The sequence below is a fragment of the Acerihabitans sp. TG2 genome, from assembly GCF_035013185.1.
GTDB lineage: Bacteria > Pseudomonadota > Gammaproteobacteria > Enterobacterales > Enterobacteriaceae > Acerihabitans.
On the sequence record NZ_JAYGJO010000011.1, the window covers coordinates 36,186 to 54,303 of the forward strand.

General features: G+C 54.3%; 17 protein-coding genes. 7 read left to right on the forward strand and 10 right to left on the reverse strand.

The genetic code is table 11. The annotated features are described in order from the left end of the window. The first annotated feature begins 6 nt into the window (after positions 1-6). The 6 genes from SJI19_RS11665 (at position 7) to SJI19_RS11690 (ending at position 6,574) form a co-directional block, all read left to right on the forward strand. Positions 7-255, forward strand: a complete 249-nt coding sequence (locus SJI19_RS11665) for an acetyl-CoA carboxylase (protein ID WP_323478429.1) — start codon at positions 7-9, stop codon at positions 253-255. A 176-nt stretch (positions 256-431) separates the two neighbouring features. Beyond that, complete coding sequence (locus SJI19_RS11670; RefSeq protein ID WP_323478430.1) at positions 432-1,814, forward strand: acetyl-CoA carboxylase biotin carboxylase subunit; 1,383 nt, start codon at positions 432-434, stop codon at positions 1,812-1,814. A gap of 1 nt (position 1,815) precedes the next feature. Next, positions 1,816-2,697: an allophanate hydrolase subunit 1 gene (locus SJI19_RS11675; protein WP_323478431.1), complete on the forward strand. Its 882-nt coding sequence runs from the start codon at positions 1,816-1,818 to the stop codon at positions 2,695-2,697. Continuing rightward, positions 2,687-3,673: a biotin-dependent carboxyltransferase family protein gene (locus SJI19_RS11680; protein WP_323478432.1), complete on the forward strand. Its 987-nt coding sequence runs from the start codon at positions 2,687-2,689 to the stop codon at positions 3,671-3,673. The genes SJI19_RS11675 and SJI19_RS11680 overlap by 11 nt, the downstream gene beginning before the upstream one ends. Positions 3,674-3,870: 197 nt before the next feature. Further along, positions 3,871-5,184, forward strand: a complete 1,314-nt coding sequence (locus SJI19_RS11685; RefSeq protein ID WP_323478433.1) for an allantoin permease — start codon at positions 3,871-3,873, stop codon at positions 5,182-5,184. Positions 5,185-5,518: 334 nt separating this feature from the next. Then, positions 5,519-6,574, forward strand: a complete 1,056-nt coding sequence (locus tag SJI19_RS11690) for a 2,3-butanediol dehydrogenase (protein WP_323478434.1) — start codon at positions 5,519-5,521, stop codon at positions 6,572-6,574. A gap of 67 nt (positions 6,575-6,641) precedes the next feature. Here the strand turns inward: SJI19_RS11690 and SJI19_RS11695 are convergent, their stop codons facing one another. The 6 genes from SJI19_RS11695 to SJI19_RS11720 all read right to left on the reverse strand — a co-directional run bounded on the left by SJI19_RS11695 (position 6,642) and on the right by SJI19_RS11720 (position 13,783). Next, the gene (locus SJI19_RS11695; protein ID WP_323478435.1) at positions 6,642-7,409 is read right to left on the reverse strand and encodes a lipoyl protein ligase domain-containing protein; all 768 of its coding nucleotides are present in this window, start codon (positions 7,407-7,409) and stop codon (positions 6,642-6,644) included. Between the two features lie 8 nt (positions 7,410-7,417). After that, positions 7,418-8,533 (reverse strand): acetoin dehydrogenase dihydrolipoyllysine-residue acetyltransferase subunit, encoded by a 1,116-nt coding sequence (locus tag SJI19_RS11700; RefSeq protein WP_323478436.1) that lies wholly within the window; start codon positions 8,531-8,533, stop codon positions 7,418-7,420. Then, complete coding sequence (locus SJI19_RS11705; RefSeq protein WP_323478437.1) at positions 8,533-9,552, reverse strand: alpha-ketoacid dehydrogenase subunit beta; 1,020 nt, start codon at positions 9,550-9,552, stop codon at positions 8,533-8,535. Before SJI19_RS11705 ends, SJI19_RS11700 begins: the two co-directional genes overlap by 1 nt. A gap of 11 nt (positions 9,553-9,563) precedes the next feature. After that, a complete protein-coding gene (locus SJI19_RS11710) occupies positions 9,564-10,562 on the reverse strand; it encodes a thiamine pyrophosphate-dependent dehydrogenase E1 component subunit alpha (RefSeq protein WP_323478438.1) in 999 nt (332 codons plus the stop codon). A 42-nt stretch (positions 10,563-10,604) separates the two neighbouring features. Beyond that, positions 10,605-11,642: an ATP-NAD kinase family protein gene (locus SJI19_RS11715; RefSeq protein ID WP_323478439.1), complete on the reverse strand. Its 1,038-nt coding sequence runs from the start codon at positions 11,640-11,642 to the stop codon at positions 10,605-10,607. Between the two features lie 185 nt (positions 11,643-11,827). Continuing rightward, the gene (locus SJI19_RS11720; protein ID WP_323478440.1) at positions 11,828-13,783 is read right to left on the reverse strand and encodes a sigma-54-dependent Fis family transcriptional regulator; all 1,956 of its coding nucleotides are present in this window, start codon (positions 13,781-13,783) and stop codon (positions 11,828-11,830) included. A gap of 333 nt (positions 13,784-14,116) precedes the next feature. On the opposite strand from SJI19_RS11720, the gene SJI19_RS11725 reads away from it, so the two are divergent. Then, positions 14,117-14,890, forward strand: coding sequence for a transporter substrate-binding domain-containing protein (locus SJI19_RS11725; RefSeq protein ID WP_323478544.1), 774 nt, complete (start codon positions 14,117-14,119; stop codon positions 14,888-14,890). A 91-nt stretch (positions 14,891-14,981) separates the two neighbouring features. On the opposite strand, the gene SJI19_RS11730 is transcribed toward SJI19_RS11725, so the two are convergent. From SJI19_RS11730 to SJI19_RS11745, 4 genes are all read right to left on the reverse strand, one after another. Then, a complete protein-coding gene (locus SJI19_RS11730; protein ID WP_323478441.1) occupies positions 14,982-15,710 on the reverse strand; it encodes a metallophosphoesterase in 729 nt (242 codons plus the stop codon). A gap of 320 nt (positions 15,711-16,030) precedes the next feature. After that, positions 16,031-16,696, reverse strand: a complete 666-nt coding sequence (locus tag SJI19_RS11735) for a DUF799 domain-containing protein (protein ID WP_323478442.1) — start codon at positions 16,694-16,696, stop codon at positions 16,031-16,033. Further along, the gene (locus SJI19_RS11740; RefSeq protein ID WP_323478443.1) at positions 16,693-17,052 is read right to left on the reverse strand and encodes a DUF4810 domain-containing protein; all 360 of its coding nucleotides are present in this window, start codon (positions 17,050-17,052) and stop codon (positions 16,693-16,695) included. The genes SJI19_RS11735 and SJI19_RS11740 overlap by 4 nt, the downstream gene beginning before the upstream one ends. Before the next feature lie 14 nt (positions 17,053-17,066). After that, positions 17,067-17,738: a CsgG/HfaB family protein gene (locus SJI19_RS11745; protein WP_323478444.1), complete on the reverse strand. Its 672-nt coding sequence runs from the start codon at positions 17,736-17,738 to the stop codon at positions 17,067-17,069. Positions 17,739-18,118 lie beyond the last annotated feature (380 nt).

Genomic DNA, 18,118 nt, shown 5'->3' on the forward strand with positions numbered 1-18,118 from the left:
ATCAATATGAATGAGTATGAGGTTTTTTCTCCTCTACCGGGAATTTTTTATCGTCAGCCGGCACCCGATATGCCTTGCTTTGTGGAGGTTGGCGATAAGGTTCTGGAACATACGGTCATTGGCCTGATTGAAGTAATGAAACAGTTTACTGAAGTGTATGCCGACCAGTCTGGGCAATTAAAGGAATTTCAAGTGTGTAATGGCGAGGCCATTGAACCCGGCCAGATGATTGCCATTATTAAAATCGATAGCTAACGAAACCTAAATAATTCGAGTTACCGACAGAGGGCAATTACGCGAAAAATCTGTCAGGAACACGATGTGACCGGGGTAGAGGGCGCAGTTAACACACCTGCAGTTGGAATATGACGGATGTATACGTTTTTCTTATTACGTCGGTCATGGTCCAACCCGGCAGGATGGAGAGAGTAATGAAAATAAATAAATTGCTGATCGCCAATCGTGGAGAAATCGCTGTGCGGATTATTCGGGCTGCGCAGGCGCTGGGAATTCCGACGGTGGCGGCGTGTAGTGAAGCGGATGTTGATTCTCTACCTGCGCGCCTGGCCGATGAGTTCTGTATTATTGGTGGGGCCAGGGCCGATCAAAGCTACCTGAATCAGCAGGCGCTGCTCAACGCGGCACGGGAATGCGGGGCAAATGCCATTCATCCCGGCTATGGCTTTTTATCGGAAAATGCGGAATTTGCCGCTGCGGTGGAAGCGGCAGGCATGATCTTTGTCGGGCCGACACCGGACACCATTCGATCGATGGGTGACAAAGCGGCTGCGCGCCGCACAGCATTGGCAGCAGGTGTGCCGGTGGTACCCGGATCGGAACAGGCACTCGACAGCCTTGCCGATGCGCTGGATGTCGCAGAGAACATCCGTTATCCATTGTTGATTAAAGCCGCTGCGGGCGGTGGTGGCCGGGGAATTCGCGTTGTCAATAATGCCCAGGAACTGCGGGCAATATTCCCGGTGGCTCAGCATGAAGCCAAAGCGGCATTTGGCTGTGGTGAAGTTTATCTGGAGCATTTTATTGCCCAGGCCCGTCACATCGAGGTCCAGATACTCGGTGACGGTGAGCATGTCGTGCATCTGTATGAACGAGAGTGTTCGTTGCAGCGACGCCGGCAAAAGATCTTTGAAGAAGCGCCATCACCGGCACTGACCGATCCACAGCGACAGGCGTTATGTCACAGCGCACTGCAACTGGCGCAGCAGTTGGCCTATCGTGGTGCCGGTACCCTGGAATATCTTTTCGATACGACCACCGGACGATTCTATTTTATCGAAATGAATACCCGTATCCAGGTTGAACATCCGGTAACTGAAATGATCACCGGCATTGATCTGGTGCAATGGATGCTACGTATTGCCAATGGTGAGCCCTTGACCCTTCGCCAGGATGAGATTGTCCTGCAAGGTTGCGCCTGCGAAATGCGGATTAATGCCGAAGATCCCGACCGACAGTTTTTCCCTTGTCCGGGGGTGGTAAAAACCCTGGTCTGGCCGCAGGGCGCCGGCGTGCGAATTGACAGTCATCTTTTTGCCGGGTATTGCATCCCCCCCTACTATGATTCCTTGCTGGCAAAGCTGGTTATTTATGGTGAAAACCGCGTGCAAGCCTTATCCCGCGCCACTGCCGCGTTGCAAGAGATGCAGTTGACCGGCATTAAAACCACGCAGTTTTTGCATCAGTGGCTGCTTGCCGATGCGCGACTTCGGGCCGGTGACTTTTCGACAACCTCATTGGAATGCTGGCTGGCGGAACGCGTGGCCGCCGGCACCGCCGTAAAGCAGGAGGCGTAAAATGACGACTAAAGCGATTCGTTATAGTTTTGGCGGTGATGAACATCTGTTCGCTGAGATCGATGAAGCCATGTCGCTGAACGCTTTTTTTCGCGGCATGGCAATTACCCGGGCACTGGAAGCGATGGCGTTACCCGGCGTGTTGGATATCTGCCTGGCCAATGCCTCGTTTCAGGTTCGTTTTAATCCTGATGTGATTGCCCCGAATGAACTGCTTGATCAGGTTAAACGTGCACAAGCGAATGCGACCGCCGAAAAAGCGCTGGTGACGCGGATTATTGAAATTCCGGTGTTGTATAACGATCCCTGGACCCACGAAACGCTGATGCGATTTCGCGACCGTCACCAGGATCCCCAGGCCACCGATATGGAGTATGCCGCCAGAATTAATGGCTATCACGCGGTTGAGGCATTTATTGCCGCGCACAGCAATACCCCCTGGTTTGTCTCCATGGTGGGGTTTGTCGCCGGACTGCCGTTTATGTTCCAGATGGTAGAACATGAAAAGCAATTGCAGGTGCCCAAATACCTGCGTCCACGCACCGATACCCCACGTCTGGCCTTGGGCCATGGCGGTTGTTTTGGCTGTATTTATTCGGTACGCGGGGCGGGAGGCTATCAACTGTTTGGTGTGACCCCGGCCCCCATTTATGATCCGCAACAACGCCTCGACTATTTTCATGACTCGATGGTGTTCTTTCGCGCCGGCGACATCGTTCAATTCCGGCCGGTCGATCGCGGGACTTATGATAAGGCTTTGGCACAGGTCGAGGCCGGCACCTTTACACTACGCATACGTCCTGTCACGTTTGAGCTGGAGAAATTCAGCGCCAATTCAGCCGACTACACGCATTATCTGCGGGAGGTGTTGTATGCCGATTAAGGTTATCAAACCCGGCCTGGCAACCACAGTGCAGGATACCGGCCGCGAAGGGTTTTACCATCTCGGCATACCGCCGTCGGGTGGTCTTGATCAGTATGCCTTACGGATGGCAAACCTGCTGGTCGGCAACAGTGAACAGATGGCCGTGTTGGAAGTGACATTGATGGGACCGGAGCTGGAATTTAGCGAGGATGCGCAGGTTGCGGTGTCGGGTGCCCGTATGCTGCCCCGACTTGATGGCGCGTTAATGCCGCTCAATACCGCCTTTCGGGTCCAGGCCGGTCAAGTGCTGCGCTTTGATTTTGCCACAGCGGGATGTCGTAGTTATCTTGCCATCGCCGGGGGGATCAATGTGCCGCAAGTGCTTGGCAGCCGCTCCACCTATACGTTGGGCGCGTTGGGGGGCGTTGAGGGACGGCGGCTGCAGGCCGGCGATATATTGCCCATAGGTACCACAACGACACCGGGAACCGAGGGTGTGGTGGTGCCTGATGAGCTGCTTATGCCGCTGGAGAAAACGGTCACGCTACGTCTGCTAAGCGGCCTGTATGTCCATCGTTTGACGCCTGATGCGGTGGCGCAGTTTTTTACCGATACCTGGCATGTCGGCACCGAGGCAGACCGCATAGGTTATCGCTTGAAGGGCGGCATGCCGCTGGCTTATCACCCAAGAACCCCCCCATTTGGGGCCGGGTCCGACCCGTCAAATATTGTTGATGCGTGTTATCCCATTGGTTCCGTGCAGGTGCCGGGAGGTTTGGAACCGATCATCTTGCTGCGCGACGCAGTATCGGGTGGGGGATATATGACATTGGGCACGGTGATCAGCGCCGATCTGGATCGGGTTGGCCAACTACAACCCCATCACCAGGTTCGTTTTGTGTCGGTGACACTGGAAGAAGCGCTGTCCGCCCGCCGGCAATACCAGCAGCGCCTGGCCACATTACGTCAGTGGGCCAAAACATTGCTGAGGTAGTTCGGTCCAGAGGCTTTCACCGCCCTAGCGCGTTGAGTCAGTAATATAACCGCGTTCAACGGAATGTGTGGATCTGAGTGACCCACGCAACGGGTTAGTGCTGCCTGCAGCCGGCAATCCATCGCTGCAAATTGCCTTTTCCGACACGTGTCGGTCAAGGTTGGTGTTCCCCCTTATGCCCCTTCAGGAGCAATACTATGGCAGATGTTTCGGACATAAAAATTATCCCGCCGGCCAACGATAACGGTTCGGTTACCGGTGCAGAACGTATGGGAAAGCTGTCGCTGACCATGGCCTGGTGGGCGGTGTGCAGCGCCATATTTTATATTGTGGTGGGTGCCTCGCTGGCGCAGAGTTGGGGGGCAAAAAACGCCCTTATCGGCATGGTGTTATCGGTTATTTCCTACGGACTGATCAATGCGGTGATCAGCCGTTTTGCGATACGAACCGGACTCTCGGTTTCCCAATTCTCCCATGCGTTGTTTGGTCGATTAGGGTCATCCCTGGCGACACTGATTTTCTTTTCGACAGCCATTTATTATGCGGTGTTTGAAGGTTCAGTTATCGCCTTTGCCATGCACCATCTTTTCCCAGTGCTACCCTATGCCGGGGCCGCACTGCTGGTGGTGCTCTACAGCGTGCCGTTGATTTTTGGCAGTGTACAGCATTGGCTGGATAAATTTAACGGCATATTGTTGCCGTTTTATTTGCTTGGCCTGCTGCTGACGGTGGCAATGTCCATTAGCCAATATGGCTATAACCCGCACTGGTTGGAATTCGGCCCGGCGAATCCACCTGCCAATGGGTGGTGGCACTGTTTTACCTATTATATGGGGGTGTGGATATTAATGATGTATACCTTCGACTATGCCCGCTACGGTAAGCAAGACGACACGCGTTATCACGCCCATATCAATTTCGGTATGCCATTCTATTCCATTACCTTTTTGCTTAACGGCATGGCCGGTATTTATTTGGTCAGCAGTTTCTCGCAGCAAAGCGGGTTAAGCGAAACTGCGGTCGTGGTGGCAATCCTCAATTTGCTCGGTATCTGGGGGTTGCTGTTTGTCTGGGTGACACAAACCCGGATCAACACGGCCAATTTTTTTCTTGCTACCAGCAATATGCAGGACTTTTTTAGCCGGTTGTTCCAGCTACGCTGCCGGCGAATTATTTGGGCCTGTCTGGTTGGTTTGGTGGTTTATATTTTGATGTTGGCCAATGTGTTTACCTATATTCTTCAGGCATTGGCATGGCAGGGTATTTTTGTGGTGGCCTGGGTAGGGGTCGCATTGGGCTATATTTTGTCACCGGCACCGCGCACGCTGCTCAGCCATGATAATAGCAATATCAATCCTATCGGCCTTGGCGCCTGGGGAGCCAGTGTGGTGGTGGGGATAACCCTGATGTACGCCGATGTCGACTGGCAATCCTGGTCGGCGCCGTTGACATTTATCACCGCATTTACGCTGTATCGCTTTTTACCGCAATCCCGGCCGACGCTATCCTGACCTGGACCGATAGTTTGCCATTTCTGCCTCGATGGTTTCCTTGGCACTGTGGCTGGGTTGAATTTTTCTACTCCACAGGATCAACCATCGAAAACGGTTTCCCCAGCGGTGCCGCACCTAGTGCTGTGACACCTGTATCAGATACAGGTGTCACCTTATACAAATTATTAACAATAAACCCATGAATAATTACGAAAAAACAAACACTAAATCAACATTTTAATCACATTAGCCTTTCCTGGCACGTTTTTCGCAAATATTGTCCCTGAGTTCCTGCCTCTGTCACCGTGGGTGGCAATGGACAGGTTTTTGACCACTTTCAAGGGCAACAATAATGAAAGCAGCACGTTGGTATAAATCCCACGACATCCGGGTTGACGATATTGAAGAACCACAGGTCAGCGCCGGTAAAGTAAAAATCAAAGTGGCCTGGACCGGGATCTGCGGTAGCGACCTGCACGAATATCTGGCTGGACCCATTTTTATTCCGGTGGATCATCCACACAAAATCAGCCACGATATTGCACCAATTGTCATGGGCCATGAGTTTTCGGGCGAGGTGGTAGCAGTGGGTGCCGGGGTGAGCAAATTCAACGTGGGTGATCGTGTGGTGGTGGAACCCATCCTTTCCTGCGGCGAGTGCGAAGCCTGCCGTGAAGGCAAATATAACCTGTGTGGTGATCTTGGTTTCCACGGTTTGTCCGGCGGTGGCGGTGGTTTCGCCTCTTTTACCGTGGTTGACGAGCATATGGTGCATCGTATGCCGGATAGCCTCACCTACGAGCAGGGGGCGCTGGTTGAACCCGCGGCCGTCGCACTGCACGCGGTGCGTATGAGCAAACTGAAAGCCGGTGACAAGGCGGCGGTATTCGGCGCGGGTCCGATTGGCCTGCTGGTCATCGAGGCGCTGCGGGCGGCGGGCGCATCAGAGATCTATGTGGTTGAACTGTCACCTCAGCGGGCAGAAAAAGCGCGTGAACTGGGCGCCAAGGTGGTCATCAATCCGAAAGAGCGGGATGCGGTTGCCACTATTCGTGAGCTGAGCCAAGGCGGCGTCGACGTTTCCTTTGAAGTGACCGGCGTGCCGGTGGTGCTCAAACAGTGCATTGACGCCACCCGTTACGAAGGCGAAACCATCATTGTTTCCATCTGGGAAAACGAAGCATCATTCCAGCCCAATACCGTGGTGCTGTCCGAACGTACGGTGAAAGGTATCATTGCCTATCGCCATATCTTCCCGGCGGTCATGGAGTTGATGACCCAGGGTTTTTTCCAGGCTGACAAGCTGGTGACCAAACGCATCGCGTTGGATGAGCTGGTTTCCGAGGGTTTTGAATCCCTGGTGAAAGAGAAAAATCAGGTGAAAATCCTGGTGCGTCCACCACAATAATGCTGTAAGGACCCTCACCGTGGCGGGGGCTGCCCCGCCCGAATGGTGACTCAGGCAGGCCTGGGCCCTAGGTGAATATCCGCTCTTTGGTGATGTGCTCAGTCAACGCATCAATCACCTTATTCCATACTTCCGTCTCACTTGCCGGCAGCATCTGCGCCACACTCACCGTTTTCGACGCCTGATAATCACGACCGCTGCCGAGCGCCGCCTCAAACTGATTGGCGTAACGATGCGCGAGTGCCAAATCGCAGTCCACCAGCAGCACCGCATGCGCCAGCACCACATGGCGGCGGGGTCCGTCATCCGTCTGGCGGGGGATCGCATGCCAGTACTGCGCAGTGCCAGCGATTTTCCGTGCCGCACTGCCTTTACCGCAGGCAAGATTAAAACGACCGTCGCAGAATGAACCTGCCACTGCCTGTAAACCCGTGGTGACACCGAGGTTTTCCAGCGCATGGATCAGCAGGCCACACAGCTGTTGATAGACCCCTTCTGCCGCATCACCAAGCGTCCGGGCCAGCGGATATGCCAGGCTGAGGTTGATAATACCCGGACCTTGCGGCACCAGACCGCCGCCGGACTTGCGTAAAAAAACAGGGCATCCGGCGTCAGCAAACTGCTGGCTCACCTGTGCGAGCTGAGCAAACCGCTTATAGCTGGCGGGCACCACCAGCGACTGAGGCGCGTGCCATAACTGCGCCACCGCCGCGCCGGTGATGGCACGCTCAAACAGATCGCCTTCCGCTTGCGTCGGGTCAGGACAAAACACCAGCCGCCCGCGCGGTAAGGTAAAAAGGCCGCGCTCAACCGCGGCCGGAGACACAGCCTTCATTACACGCCTTATTCTGCTTCAATGTGTTGTTGCAGCAGCCGGTTAACCTGATTCGCTTGCTCCATCTGCGGCATATGTCCGGCACCGTCGATAATCTCGACACGACTGCCCATCGGGGCTGACTGCGCATGAGTGGCCGGAATAATCACATCGTGTTCGCCCCAGATCAACAACAGTGGCGGCGACGTACCGCTCAGTTCACGACCCGGCAACGTCGATTGCTGCCCACCGGCAAACAGGCTATCGTGCAGCGCGCTCAGACATTCGCCTGCACCGTCCAGCCGTTTATATTTAAGCAAATCATCAAGCATCTGGCGACTGACAAGTGAACGATCAGCAAACAGCAGTTCCACCACCGGTTTGAGATCGCGCCGCGACTGCGCATCGATAAAACCCTGAGTGTACCCCTCATTCACCTCCAGCCCAAATCCGGCGCTGTCGATCAGCGACAGCGAACGCACCGTTTCCGGGGCATCCAGTGCCAGTTGAGCAGCAATAGCGCCACCGAGCGAATGACCGACCAGATGAGCGGCGGGCAGTTGCAGTGCATGCATAAAATCGGCGACAAATGCCGCCAGTTCCGCCAGCGTGTGGCCCGCTAGCCGGGTTTCCGATTGGCCGTGTCCCGGCAAATCCAGCGCTACCACCGTGCTGTGCGCGAAGGCATCAAGGTTAAACAGCCAGTTATCAAGATCACCGCCAAAACCGTGGATAAACAGCACGACCGGATCGCCATCGCCCTTACGCACATAGCGCACCCGTAGCCCGTTTACCTCGATAAATTGGTCGGTCTCAACCGCTGGCGTCTCATCATCGTCGGTTGCTATCACCACCCAACTGTGGATAAATTCATCAATGTCATTGTCGCTGACCGACGCCGGTGCCAGCACACCGAGCAGTGCCTTCACGGGCAGCACATCGCCCTCCTGCGCCACTTTGCGCCGCAGCAGGCCGCCGTCGGTAGCTTCAACCGCATTAGCGATTTTATCGGTTTCGACATTGACTATCGGCATCCCTGGCGTAATTTCCGTCCCTTCCTCTACTAACCACTCGTTGACTGTGCCTTCACGCATCGACAGTCCCCACTTGGGCATCACCACCGGGGTTATGTTGGTTTCACTCATCAGTGTTTTCCTCGGTATTCCAGGGTGCGCTGTACCGCTGCGACAATCCGCGCAGCGCTCGGCAGGTACTGATCTTCCAGCGTTGGCGAGAACGGCACCGGCGTATGGGGTGCACAGACCATTTCAATCGGGGCTTTGAGCGAACCGAAAGCATGCTGTGCTACTTGCGCGGCGATATCGGTAGCGATATTACAGCGCGGATGTGCCTCATCGACCACCACCAGCCGCCCGGTGTTCTCCACCGTTTCCAGTACCGTATCGATATCCAGTGGCGACAGCGAACGCAGATCGACGACCTCAACATCAATGCCCTGCGTCGCCAACTGCTGCGCCGCATCCAGCGCCCGGTGTACCATCAACCCGTAGGTGATAATCGATACGTCGCGGCCGTCACGCACAATGCTGGCCTCACCGAAGGGGATAGCGTACGGTTTTTCCGGCACCTCACCTTCCAAACCATAGAGGTTTTTATGCTCACAGAAAATCACCGGATCGTTATCGCGGATCGCCTGGATCAGCATGCCTTTGGTGTCATACGGCGTGCTCGGGCACACCACTTTCAGGCCGGGGATATGGGTGAAGATCGGTGTCAACATTTGTGAGTGCTGGGCGGCGGCACGGAAACCGGCACCCACCATGGCGCGGATCACGACTGGGGTTTGCGCCTTACCGCCGAACATATAGCGGAACTTGGCCGCCTGGTTGAAAATCTGATCAAAACACACACCCATAAAATCGATAAACATCAGTTCGGCAATCGGCCGCATACCGCAAGCCGCCGCGCCAATGGCCGCACCGACGTAGGCCGATTCGGACAGCGGCGTGTCGAGCAACCGGTCGCCGTGTTTGGCATACAGCCCTTTGGTCACGCCGAGTACCCCGCCCCAGGCATCTTTGTCCCCTTGCGTGCCCATGCCGCCGACAATATCTTCCCCCAGCATGATCACACTCGGGTCGCGGGCCATCTCCTGGTCAATCGCTTCGTTGATTGCCATTTTCATACTTAATTTACGCGCCATGATGATTCCCCTCAGTAGCTGACATAAACATCGGATAACAGGTCGGCAGCGGTGGGTTCCGGCGCAGCTTTCGCCTGTGCAACCGCCTGCTCGATGAGCGCCGCCACCTCTTGGTCGATGGCGTTAAACCTGTCGGCGTTGACTACTCCCGCCTGTTCAACCTGCGATCGGAACAGCTTCAGACAGTCCTGAGTGGCGCGGATCGATTCCAGCTCATCCTTCGCGCGATAGGTTTGTGCATCGCCTTCAAAGTGGCCGAAGAAACGCACCATTTTGCACTCCAGCAGCGCCGGACCGCCGCCTTCTCGCGCGCGGCGGATCAGCTCACCGGCGGTTTCATACACCGCAAAAAAGTCGGTGCCATCAACGGTAACGCCCAGCATGCCGAATCCGGCGGCGCGATCAACATAACTGTCCACCGCCGTGGCGTAGCTGCGTGAAGTGGCTTCGGCGTAGCCATTATTTTCAATCACAAAAATCACCGGCAGGTTCCACACCGCGGCCAGATTAAGACTCTCTAAAAAAGTCCCCTGGTTGGCCGCGCCGTCTCCGGCAAAGGTAATGCCCACTTCGCCCCTAGCGCGGAATTTAGCCGCCAGGGCCGCACCACATATCAGCGGCGCACCGGCGCCGAGAATGCCGTTGGCCCCCATCATGCCTTTGCTAAGGTCAGCGATATGCATTGATCCTCCTTTGCCGCCACAGGCGCCACCGGTTTTGCCGTAGATCTCTTTCATCATCGCCATCACATCTACCCCTTTGGCGATGCAGTGACCGTGCCCACGGTGAGTGCTGGAGATGCGGTCGCCGTCGTTGAGGTGCGACATGATACCGACGGCGGTAGCCTCTTCTCCGGCGTAAAGATGCACAAACCCGGGAATATCCCCACGGGAAAAGTCCACATGCAGACGCTCTTCAAAATCACGAATGGTGCGCATGCGGCGGTAAACGCTCAGTAGTTGTTCGGCACTGAGCTGACTGCCCGAATTGCTTGCTTCTCTGATGTTCATCGTTATCTCCAGATGGATCGGGTGACAGAACGTGACGGGCTTTCAGACCCCATCACGCAATAAACCGGCGGTGGCGGCGTAATGCAGGCAAGCGTTGATGTCCAGCGAGCGGAACGCCCGCTCGCGCAGGGCAATGGTGAGATGGTGCTGAGGGCCAAAGGTCAGCTCGCGCTCACCATCGAGGGCAACCACGCCCTGGCGCAGCAGCGGTTGATGTACATGTGCGTGCCGGATTTTCCGCCAGTGGGCAATATCAACCCGGTCGAGTACGCCGGGCGCTACCGGGGCCAGCAGTTGACAACCGCCGGTGCCAAAGAGGATGCTCAGACCACCCGCGTCACGGCGCCCGACTGGCTGTAACAAACCGCCGATAGAAGAAAGCCCCACGGCCTGCGGTTCCGCAAAACTGAGGAACAACTGCGACAACGCGCCCGAGCTCCACAACGAACGCGCACCAATAAATGTCTCGCGGGTTATCGCCGCGTCCACCAGTGCAATATCATGGTGAACGTCGTCGTGCTCACCGGCCAGCGTGATGTCCAACCACTTATTCCACACCAGCGCCTGCTCAGGCGGAATACGTCCGCAGGCATAAAGCCCAAGCGCCAGGCCAAGCACCGTTGACTCGCGCTGTTCCGGCCAGGCATTATTGGTCCCGGTGGAAAGCCCAGCCAGTGGTACGTCACCGCAATGACGCGCCACCGCGCGGTGGGTGCCGTCGCCACCAAGCACCACAATTGCTGCCGCTCCGGTCGTGCACATCATTTCGGCGGCACGAAAACTGTCCTGCACCGTGGCACTGACCGCCATCGGCAACCAGCTCAACTGAGGCAACCGTCGCACAGGGCTCGACGTCAGTTCACGCAGCAGTAATGCACGCAACCCTTCTCGATCCGGCATCATGCGCACGTCCTGAACACCGCAGGCCGCCAGCGCGGCCAGCATACGCAGCAGCAGATTGACCCTTTCGGCCAGCGGCAGCGTACCCGCGTGGCCGACCGCGCGGCGAATATCACGAGCGGAAACCGGGTTAGCGATAATGCCGACCCAACGGGCGGAAGTGGATTCTGTATGCAGCATTATCGGCCCCTCTGCGTCATCAACTGACTAAGACAACGCAAAGGTCGTGCCATTTAGGTTAAATATTAGTTAAATCATTGTGAATCAGGTGGTTGCTTTGGTAGCATTACCCAAGGTCAGCGGTGGGGTGAGACAGGTGTCACCTGTTTAGCCGTAACAGACTGCAACAGGTGTACAACACAACATTACTGCACGGTATCGTCACGATTGGGTGACTGGATACCAAAACGCTGCATGCGGCGATACAGCGTCATACGGCTGATGCCCAGTTGCCGCGCCACCGCGCTGTGGTTCCAGCGTGCGGTCCGCAGATACTGCATCAGCAACTGCCCTTCCGGCGGCATATCGGCGCTTTCAGGCAACGCGCCCGGCAGCAGGGAGATCGCCGCCGCATGTTCACCGATTCCATCCGGCAGATCACTGGCTTCAATGCGCCCGCCATCACAGATAGCCGCCGCGTAATCCAGCACATTTTTCAGCTCGCGCAGATTACCGGGCCAACCGTGCTGGTGTAGCCGCTGGCGTGCGTTTGCCGACAGCTCGGCTTTTCCGCCCAGCAATTTGCCGATCAGCCAGTCGAGATCGCTGCGGCTGCGCAGCGGCGGCAGCGAGATACGCGCGCCCTGCAGGCGGTAGAATAGGTCGGCGCGAAAACGCCCCTGGTCGACCAGTTGATCAAGCGCGTGATGGGAGGCGGATATCACCCGGATATTGACCGGCACCGGGCGTGAGGCCCCCACCGGCAGCACCTCCTGCTCAGCCAGCACGCGCAATAGCCGCGTCTGCATCTCTAGCGGCATATCGCCGATTTCATCAAGAAACAAGGTGCCGCCGTCAGCCGCCTGGATCAGACCTTGCTTCGCCTTATTACCGGCACCGGAGAAACTGCCCGGCAGATGACCAAACAGCTCGCTTTCGATCAGCATTGGCGGAATAGCTGCGCAGTTAACGGCAATAAACGGCTGACTGCGGCGATCGCTGGCCTGATGGAACGCTTTGGCAAAATATTCTTTGCCGCAACCGGTTTCACCATGCACCACCAAATGTAACGGTGCCGGCAGCAGTCGTGCCGCACGCTGTAACTGTTGTTGCAATGCCCGATCGCCACCGCTCAATGCTGCCAGCGGTGCGGGCAGCGCCGCTGGGGTGGTCATAATATGGCGTGCAGGCCGTCGCGCAGGCTGTACGGCGGTGACATACAGCACTTCGCCGCTGTTAATGCGCTCCAGCGTGCCCTGGCGGCCATTGGCGCTGGCCAGCCAGTCCGGCAGACTGTCGACGGAGGTATTAAACAACTGCTCAATCGGCATCCCCAGCAGCGTGCTACGGCTGTATGGCGACGGCGTCACCCTACCCAGTTCTTTCTCTAGCATGCGCTGGGCACGGTGGTTGTGCCCCACCACTTTGCCACTGGCGTCAAAGGCGATCAGAAAGTCCGGACTGACTTCAACAAACGGCGAGGCCGGGCTGAGTTTCAGTACCCAGTCGGTACGGTGGCGGTATTCAAACCAGGCATTTTCAATTTGATGTGCGTACAACTTGGCAATCTGCAATGCCAGCTGCTGGCTGGATTTCGACTGCGGTGAGGTTAGCGCGGAGATATCCAGCACTGCATTAAGCTGCCCTTGGGGATCGAACAGCGGCACGGCGGTACAGGTCAGTGGGATATGGGTGGCATCGAAATGATCGGCCTGATGAACGGTTAGCGCTTTACCGGTGGCCAACGCGGTGCCGACAGCACAGGTACCCGCCCAGGCTTCTGACCACTGCGCGCCAAGAAATAACCCGGCACGGCGCAGGCTGATTTCGGCATTACCGTCGCCAAGATAATCGACGGTAATGCCGTTGGCATCAGTAAGCAGCACCACATAACCCGCGGCAGCGATCTGCTTGTACAGCACACCCAGCCCATGATGGGCAATGCGACGAAACTCTTCGAGGTTTTCGCGATATTCACGCAGTTCATTGCTCGGCAGGATGCGCGCTTCCTGCATACGGCTCGGGTCAAGACCGTGGAACTCGACGCAACGCTGCCAGGAATCGCGAATGGTCTGATCATGCTGACGCATGACCAGCCGCTGGGCGTTATCGCTAAGGCTGGCGACGACGTTGTTTATATGTTCGCGCTGGCTTTGATTCACGGGTGATTCTCCTGTCGCGCTGGGGAGTTACGTCATGCTGACACGCCGGCTAGCATACACTGAATCGATTTTTCTGTGCAGTTGGCACCGCACTAATGGTCAATTATTTAACATAGCAATAACATTGTAGAGTTTTTCACTATACCCGACTGCATTCTGTGATCACCCGCAAATCACCGCCGTTTGATTACCCATTTGGTGCAAAAAGAGAGAGCCGTCAGGGGTTTTGACCGGGTGTTGCACCAAAAAAGCCCAAGGTTTGCTTCTCACAAACGCATCAATAGCGGACTTTACCGTCATATCAGCTGTTATTGTTTCCGGGTTCGATATTGAATTGGTCGAGGCCATCGGCCAAGTGCTCCATCGCCCCATCGTTGGACCAACGTAGACTTTAAAGGCCTGGTGCCGAGTGTGAACGCTCACCGTGCCGATATTGCCGTTTCCGCTATTTATATCACCCCGGCGCGGGCGGAAGTGGTCGATTTTACCCACGCTTATCTCAGTGGCGGTTTAGTAGCATTGGTGAAAGACAACAATACATCAATCAACACGCTTGCCAATCTTGTGCGGGAATACCAGAAGGCAGCATCAACGGGTGTCGTCGTGGGGTTGTGCCCCACCACCGAGGGTAATCTGGGCGACGGTATTTTTGATTATCCATTATGGCGTAAGCATCAGGGCCGTTGGGGCATGGGTTCTGACAGTAATGCTACTGTTAGCGTAGCGGAAGAGTTATTGATGTTGGAATACAGTCAGCGCTTTCATTTACGCCAACGCAATATCGGTGCCAGTGATGATCACCCAGAGGTCGCGACCGCACTTTACCTCGGCGCGGTCAGCGGCGGAGCTCAGGCCAGCGGATGTAACGTGGATGGCATCGCCAGCGGACAATGCGCCGATTTTGTCGAACTTGACGTTAACCATCATGCCATGGCGTTATTACCGGTGGAAAAAGCGCTGGCGGGCCATATATTCGGCAGTTCACGCACCTCCGTCATCCAACGCGTATGGACGCGTGGCCAGTTACGCGTAAGCCATAACCAACATCTGTTACATGAACGGGCGCTGGAAGACGTGGTTAAAGTGCGTCAGCAATTATTCGCATAGACATAGGCAGAATTTTCACGCTAACTGTGTGTGAAATAAGGTCCAATGATATATTTTTTTTCAACAGAGATGATGAGATATCTGACCGACGTCAGACACTCACATGACTACTGACCAAATATCCGTTCCTTACATCATGAATCATTAACGCTGGGGGATCGGTTACTGGCGGGATTATTTGATTATCCAGAAGTAACGGGTTGGCAGGGCAGATCGAGCCGCAAATATACGCGGGTACGCCGGCTATAACGGCGGACATACTACGATGAACATGACCACTGCATACCGCTATCGGGGGAAAACGGACCTGGGTGATTAATTCACCGAATTCTTTCGCACCATGACACATGACCCGGTCAATCGGCGCTATTCCGCTGGGGACAAGATGGTGATGCATAAATACAAGCGCGGGCGCAGAAAATCCGTCGAGCGTTCCCGCCAGCCAGTCAAGGTGTCGCGTAATATCACCTCTAGTTTCACCCGCTTGTGTGGTATCCATTCCGACAATGGGCAAACCCATGATCAGCTCACTGATGTGAAGCGCGGTTTTATCGGCCCACTTAACCGTTCCCTGCAGACAATCACGCATCGCATCCTTGTCATCAGAATTTCCCGGCAAGACCAGAAAGCGACAGTTAGCCCGTTTTAACTCCGCTTCTATCAGTGGGTACCCCGCATGCCAACCGTCGTCTATCAGGTCGCCGGTGACAATTAGCAGGTCTGGTCTAACCGTTGCTATCCAACTGATCACGCCGTGCAGTCGCGCTAAATTTCCGTTACCCGGCGCGGCGTGAATATCGGTGATTTGGGCTATAAGCATGGCTTCCCCTCGACGTTGTTAAACGATCGGTCTGAATTGCCATCTGGTGTTGGCGTACGATCAGTATATGCCAGTCTCGGTCATTTCCACCAATGCCCCGATGGGCGTGATTATGCGGCGGGCTTGAGCCGGTGAATGTAGCAAGTCGTTGCGCACGGTCGAGAAAGCGGCCAAAAAGTTGTATGGTGGTGGAAATGTCATGTGAGGGCAAGTGGATGGCCTACGATCTTGATTTGGCGTGACTAATCAAACGAATTGACATAGCCAGCATTCATCGCTGGCCATGTTGGCATTAACGCCCCATCACACAGGATAGGCGGTTAGATCTTAAGGTTATTTTTGCCATAGTCGGGAGAGTACGGACCGTACAATACCCCGCCCGCAACATCGGCAGATAACAGACGGGTACTGGTGATACCCGCAATATCATGGCCTTTATCCATCAGATTATTCGCCACCTGGGTGAGGGCAGCGGTGACCAGCATACCTATCAAGCCACTATTATTGTTGTTGTCTTGTTCATTATTTGACGCGGTTGCTCCGCCAGTCCATAGGAGTTGTCCGGTACGCAAATCGACTAATCTTGCTTTAGCCGTAACCCGCGTCTCGCTGAGTATCACCCTGTATTTTGTGCCGTAATCGGTCACATCAATATACAGCACGGCATCAGCACCAAAAATCTGATGCAATTTAGCAACGCTGACCGCCCGGATATCTTGTGCCGTGGTTAAGCCATTTTGTTTAAATGTCTCTTCAACTACCGCGACCGGCAATACATAATAGCCGTCCTCAGCCAGTGGGCGTGTCACGTGTGAAAGCAGGCTATGGCTGGCATTCACATCCGGTGAGTGGTTGACCGGTGGCAGCACCAGAATTGATCTTGGTTTGCTCTGCATAAACGCCGTATAGTCACGCGGGGTGGTTTTTGCACACCCCGTCAACATCAAGGCACACACCACGCTGATTAATGCCAAAATACGACTCATTTCACAGCCCCTTTATGTTGGTTGATTAAAGAATCCATAAAAGGTGCCGATTCCGGAAACAGCGTTTTTTCTGTATTGAATTCTTGAAATGCCAGGTCGGTACGACCGGTGTTGGCATACAGCAGGCCAAGGTGAGCATATAATCCTGGTGGCACTTTTTTGTTTGTGGCCCTGGATTTTTCAGTGGAGGCTTTCAACTTGGCGATTTGTTCATCGGGACTGGTTTTATTCCCCTGATAATATTGATATACCGTAGGTTCATAACTATCCCAATTATAAATGGCTTTAGGTGCAGTGGCACAACCACTTAACACGACTATCGCACAAATAACTATTTTTTTAGGTGATATTAACATTTATTCTTAATCCCTTAATGCGTCGGTTGCCATGCGCCGTGTTCAATCCCTGAAACCAAATTATTCACTGCTTCACGAATAGCGAGATCCAGCACTTTGCCATTTAACGTTGAGTCATAACTTGCTGTGCCACCAAAACCAATCACTTCGCGGTTGGACAGTTGGTATTCACCTGCGCCCTGAGTGGAGAACACCACCTCAGACGTTTGTACATTAACAATATTGAGATTCACCTTGGCATAGGCAATTTGTGTTTTACCCCGGCCAAAAATACCCCAAAGTTGCTGATCGCCAACCTCTTTACGCCCAAACTCCGTCACATCACCGGTCACCATATAGGTGGCGCCTTTCAGGGTTTGCGTCTGGCCTTTGATATTCGCTTCGTTTTTCAGTTCATCCATATTGGTGCGGTCCAATACGTTGAAACGCCCCGTTTGCTGCAAATCCGTCACCAGGATAGTTTTTGATTGATTACCCAGATGGTCAATACCATCGGAGAAAATGCCGTTCATATAATTCGAACGATTATCAAACTTACCGACGGCTATCAGACTGCGCTGTCCCTGATAAGGTGTATTATAAGAGGCGACTTTTTGCACTTCAAGAGTACGGGAGGATTCAGTGGCGCACCCTCCTAACATTGCTACTGATATCAGCAACGAATAAAAAAAAGTCGTTTTTGCCATACAAAATCCTTTATTCATTAATGTTGGGTTTTTATTAATCAATTCCCACACTGGAACGCACAAAATAATACATTTAGTGAGAGAAATAGAGAGCCGTCAATATAGTAACATCAGCATCCCTTCCCCACTATTTTTATTTTTTAATTAAAAATAGAATGATTATTATTGGCAATGATTTAAATAACTATAATTTATTTTATAATAATATATTAATTCTGAACACACTTCGCCGACCAATCGCAGTAAAGGGGATACCGTCTTTTAGCAAGCCAGGGTTAAGAACGACCAAGGTAAAACCATCGCCAACTGTAGCACCGTTGCCGCAGCGCATAATCACCTGCGGTTTATGCCAAACTCATGATCGTTATGACGCACAACCA

Coding starts and splice junctions, on each gene's coding strand:
- SJI19_RS11665 (WP_323478429.1), top strand. CDS start 7: ATGAATGAGTATGAGGTTTTTTCTCCTCTACCGGGAATTTTTTATCGT.
- SJI19_RS11670 (WP_323478430.1), top strand. CDS start 432: ATGAAAATAAATAAATTGCTGATCGCCAATCGTGGAGAAATCGCTGTG.
- SJI19_RS11675 (WP_323478431.1), top strand. CDS start 1,816: ATGACGACTAAAGCGATTCGTTATAGTTTTGGCGGTGATGAACATCTG.
- SJI19_RS11680 (WP_323478432.1), top strand. CDS start 2,687: ATGCCGATTAAGGTTATCAAACCCGGCCTGGCAACCACAGTGCAGGAT.
- SJI19_RS11685 (WP_323478433.1), top strand. CDS start 3,871: ATGGCAGATGTTTCGGACATAAAAATTATCCCGCCGGCCAACGATAAC.
- SJI19_RS11690 (WP_323478434.1), top strand. CDS start 5,519: ATGAAAGCAGCACGTTGGTATAAATCCCACGACATCCGGGTTGACGAT.
- SJI19_RS11695 (WP_323478435.1), bottom strand. CDS start 7,409: ATGAAGGCTGTGTCTCCGGCCGCGGTTGAGCGCGGCCTTTTTACCTTA.
- SJI19_RS11700 (WP_323478436.1), bottom strand. CDS start 8,533: ATGAGTGAAACCAACATAACCCCGGTGGTGATGCCCAAGTGGGGACTG.
- SJI19_RS11705 (WP_323478437.1), bottom strand. CDS start 9,552: ATGGCGCGTAAATTAAGTATGAAAATGGCAATCAACGAAGCGATTGAC.
- SJI19_RS11710 (WP_323478438.1), bottom strand. CDS start 10,562: ATGAACATCAGAGAAGCAAGCAATTCGGGCAGTCAGCTCAGTGCCGAA.
- SJI19_RS11715 (WP_323478439.1), bottom strand. CDS start 11,642: ATGCTGCATACAGAATCCACTTCCGCCCGTTGGGTCGGCATTATCGCT.
- SJI19_RS11730 (WP_323478441.1), bottom strand. CDS start 15,710: ATGCTTATAGCCCAAATCACCGATATTCACGCCGCGCCGGGTAACGGA.
- SJI19_RS11735 (WP_323478442.1), bottom strand. CDS start 16,696: ATGAGTCGTATTTTGGCATTAATCAGCGTGGTGTGTGCCTTGATGTTG.
- SJI19_RS11740 (WP_323478443.1), bottom strand. CDS start 17,052: ATGTTAATATCACCTAAAAAAATAGTTATTTGTGCGATAGTCGTGTTA.
- SJI19_RS11745 (WP_323478444.1), bottom strand. CDS start 17,738: ATGGCAAAAACGACTTTTTTTTATTCGTTGCTGATATCAGTAGCAATG.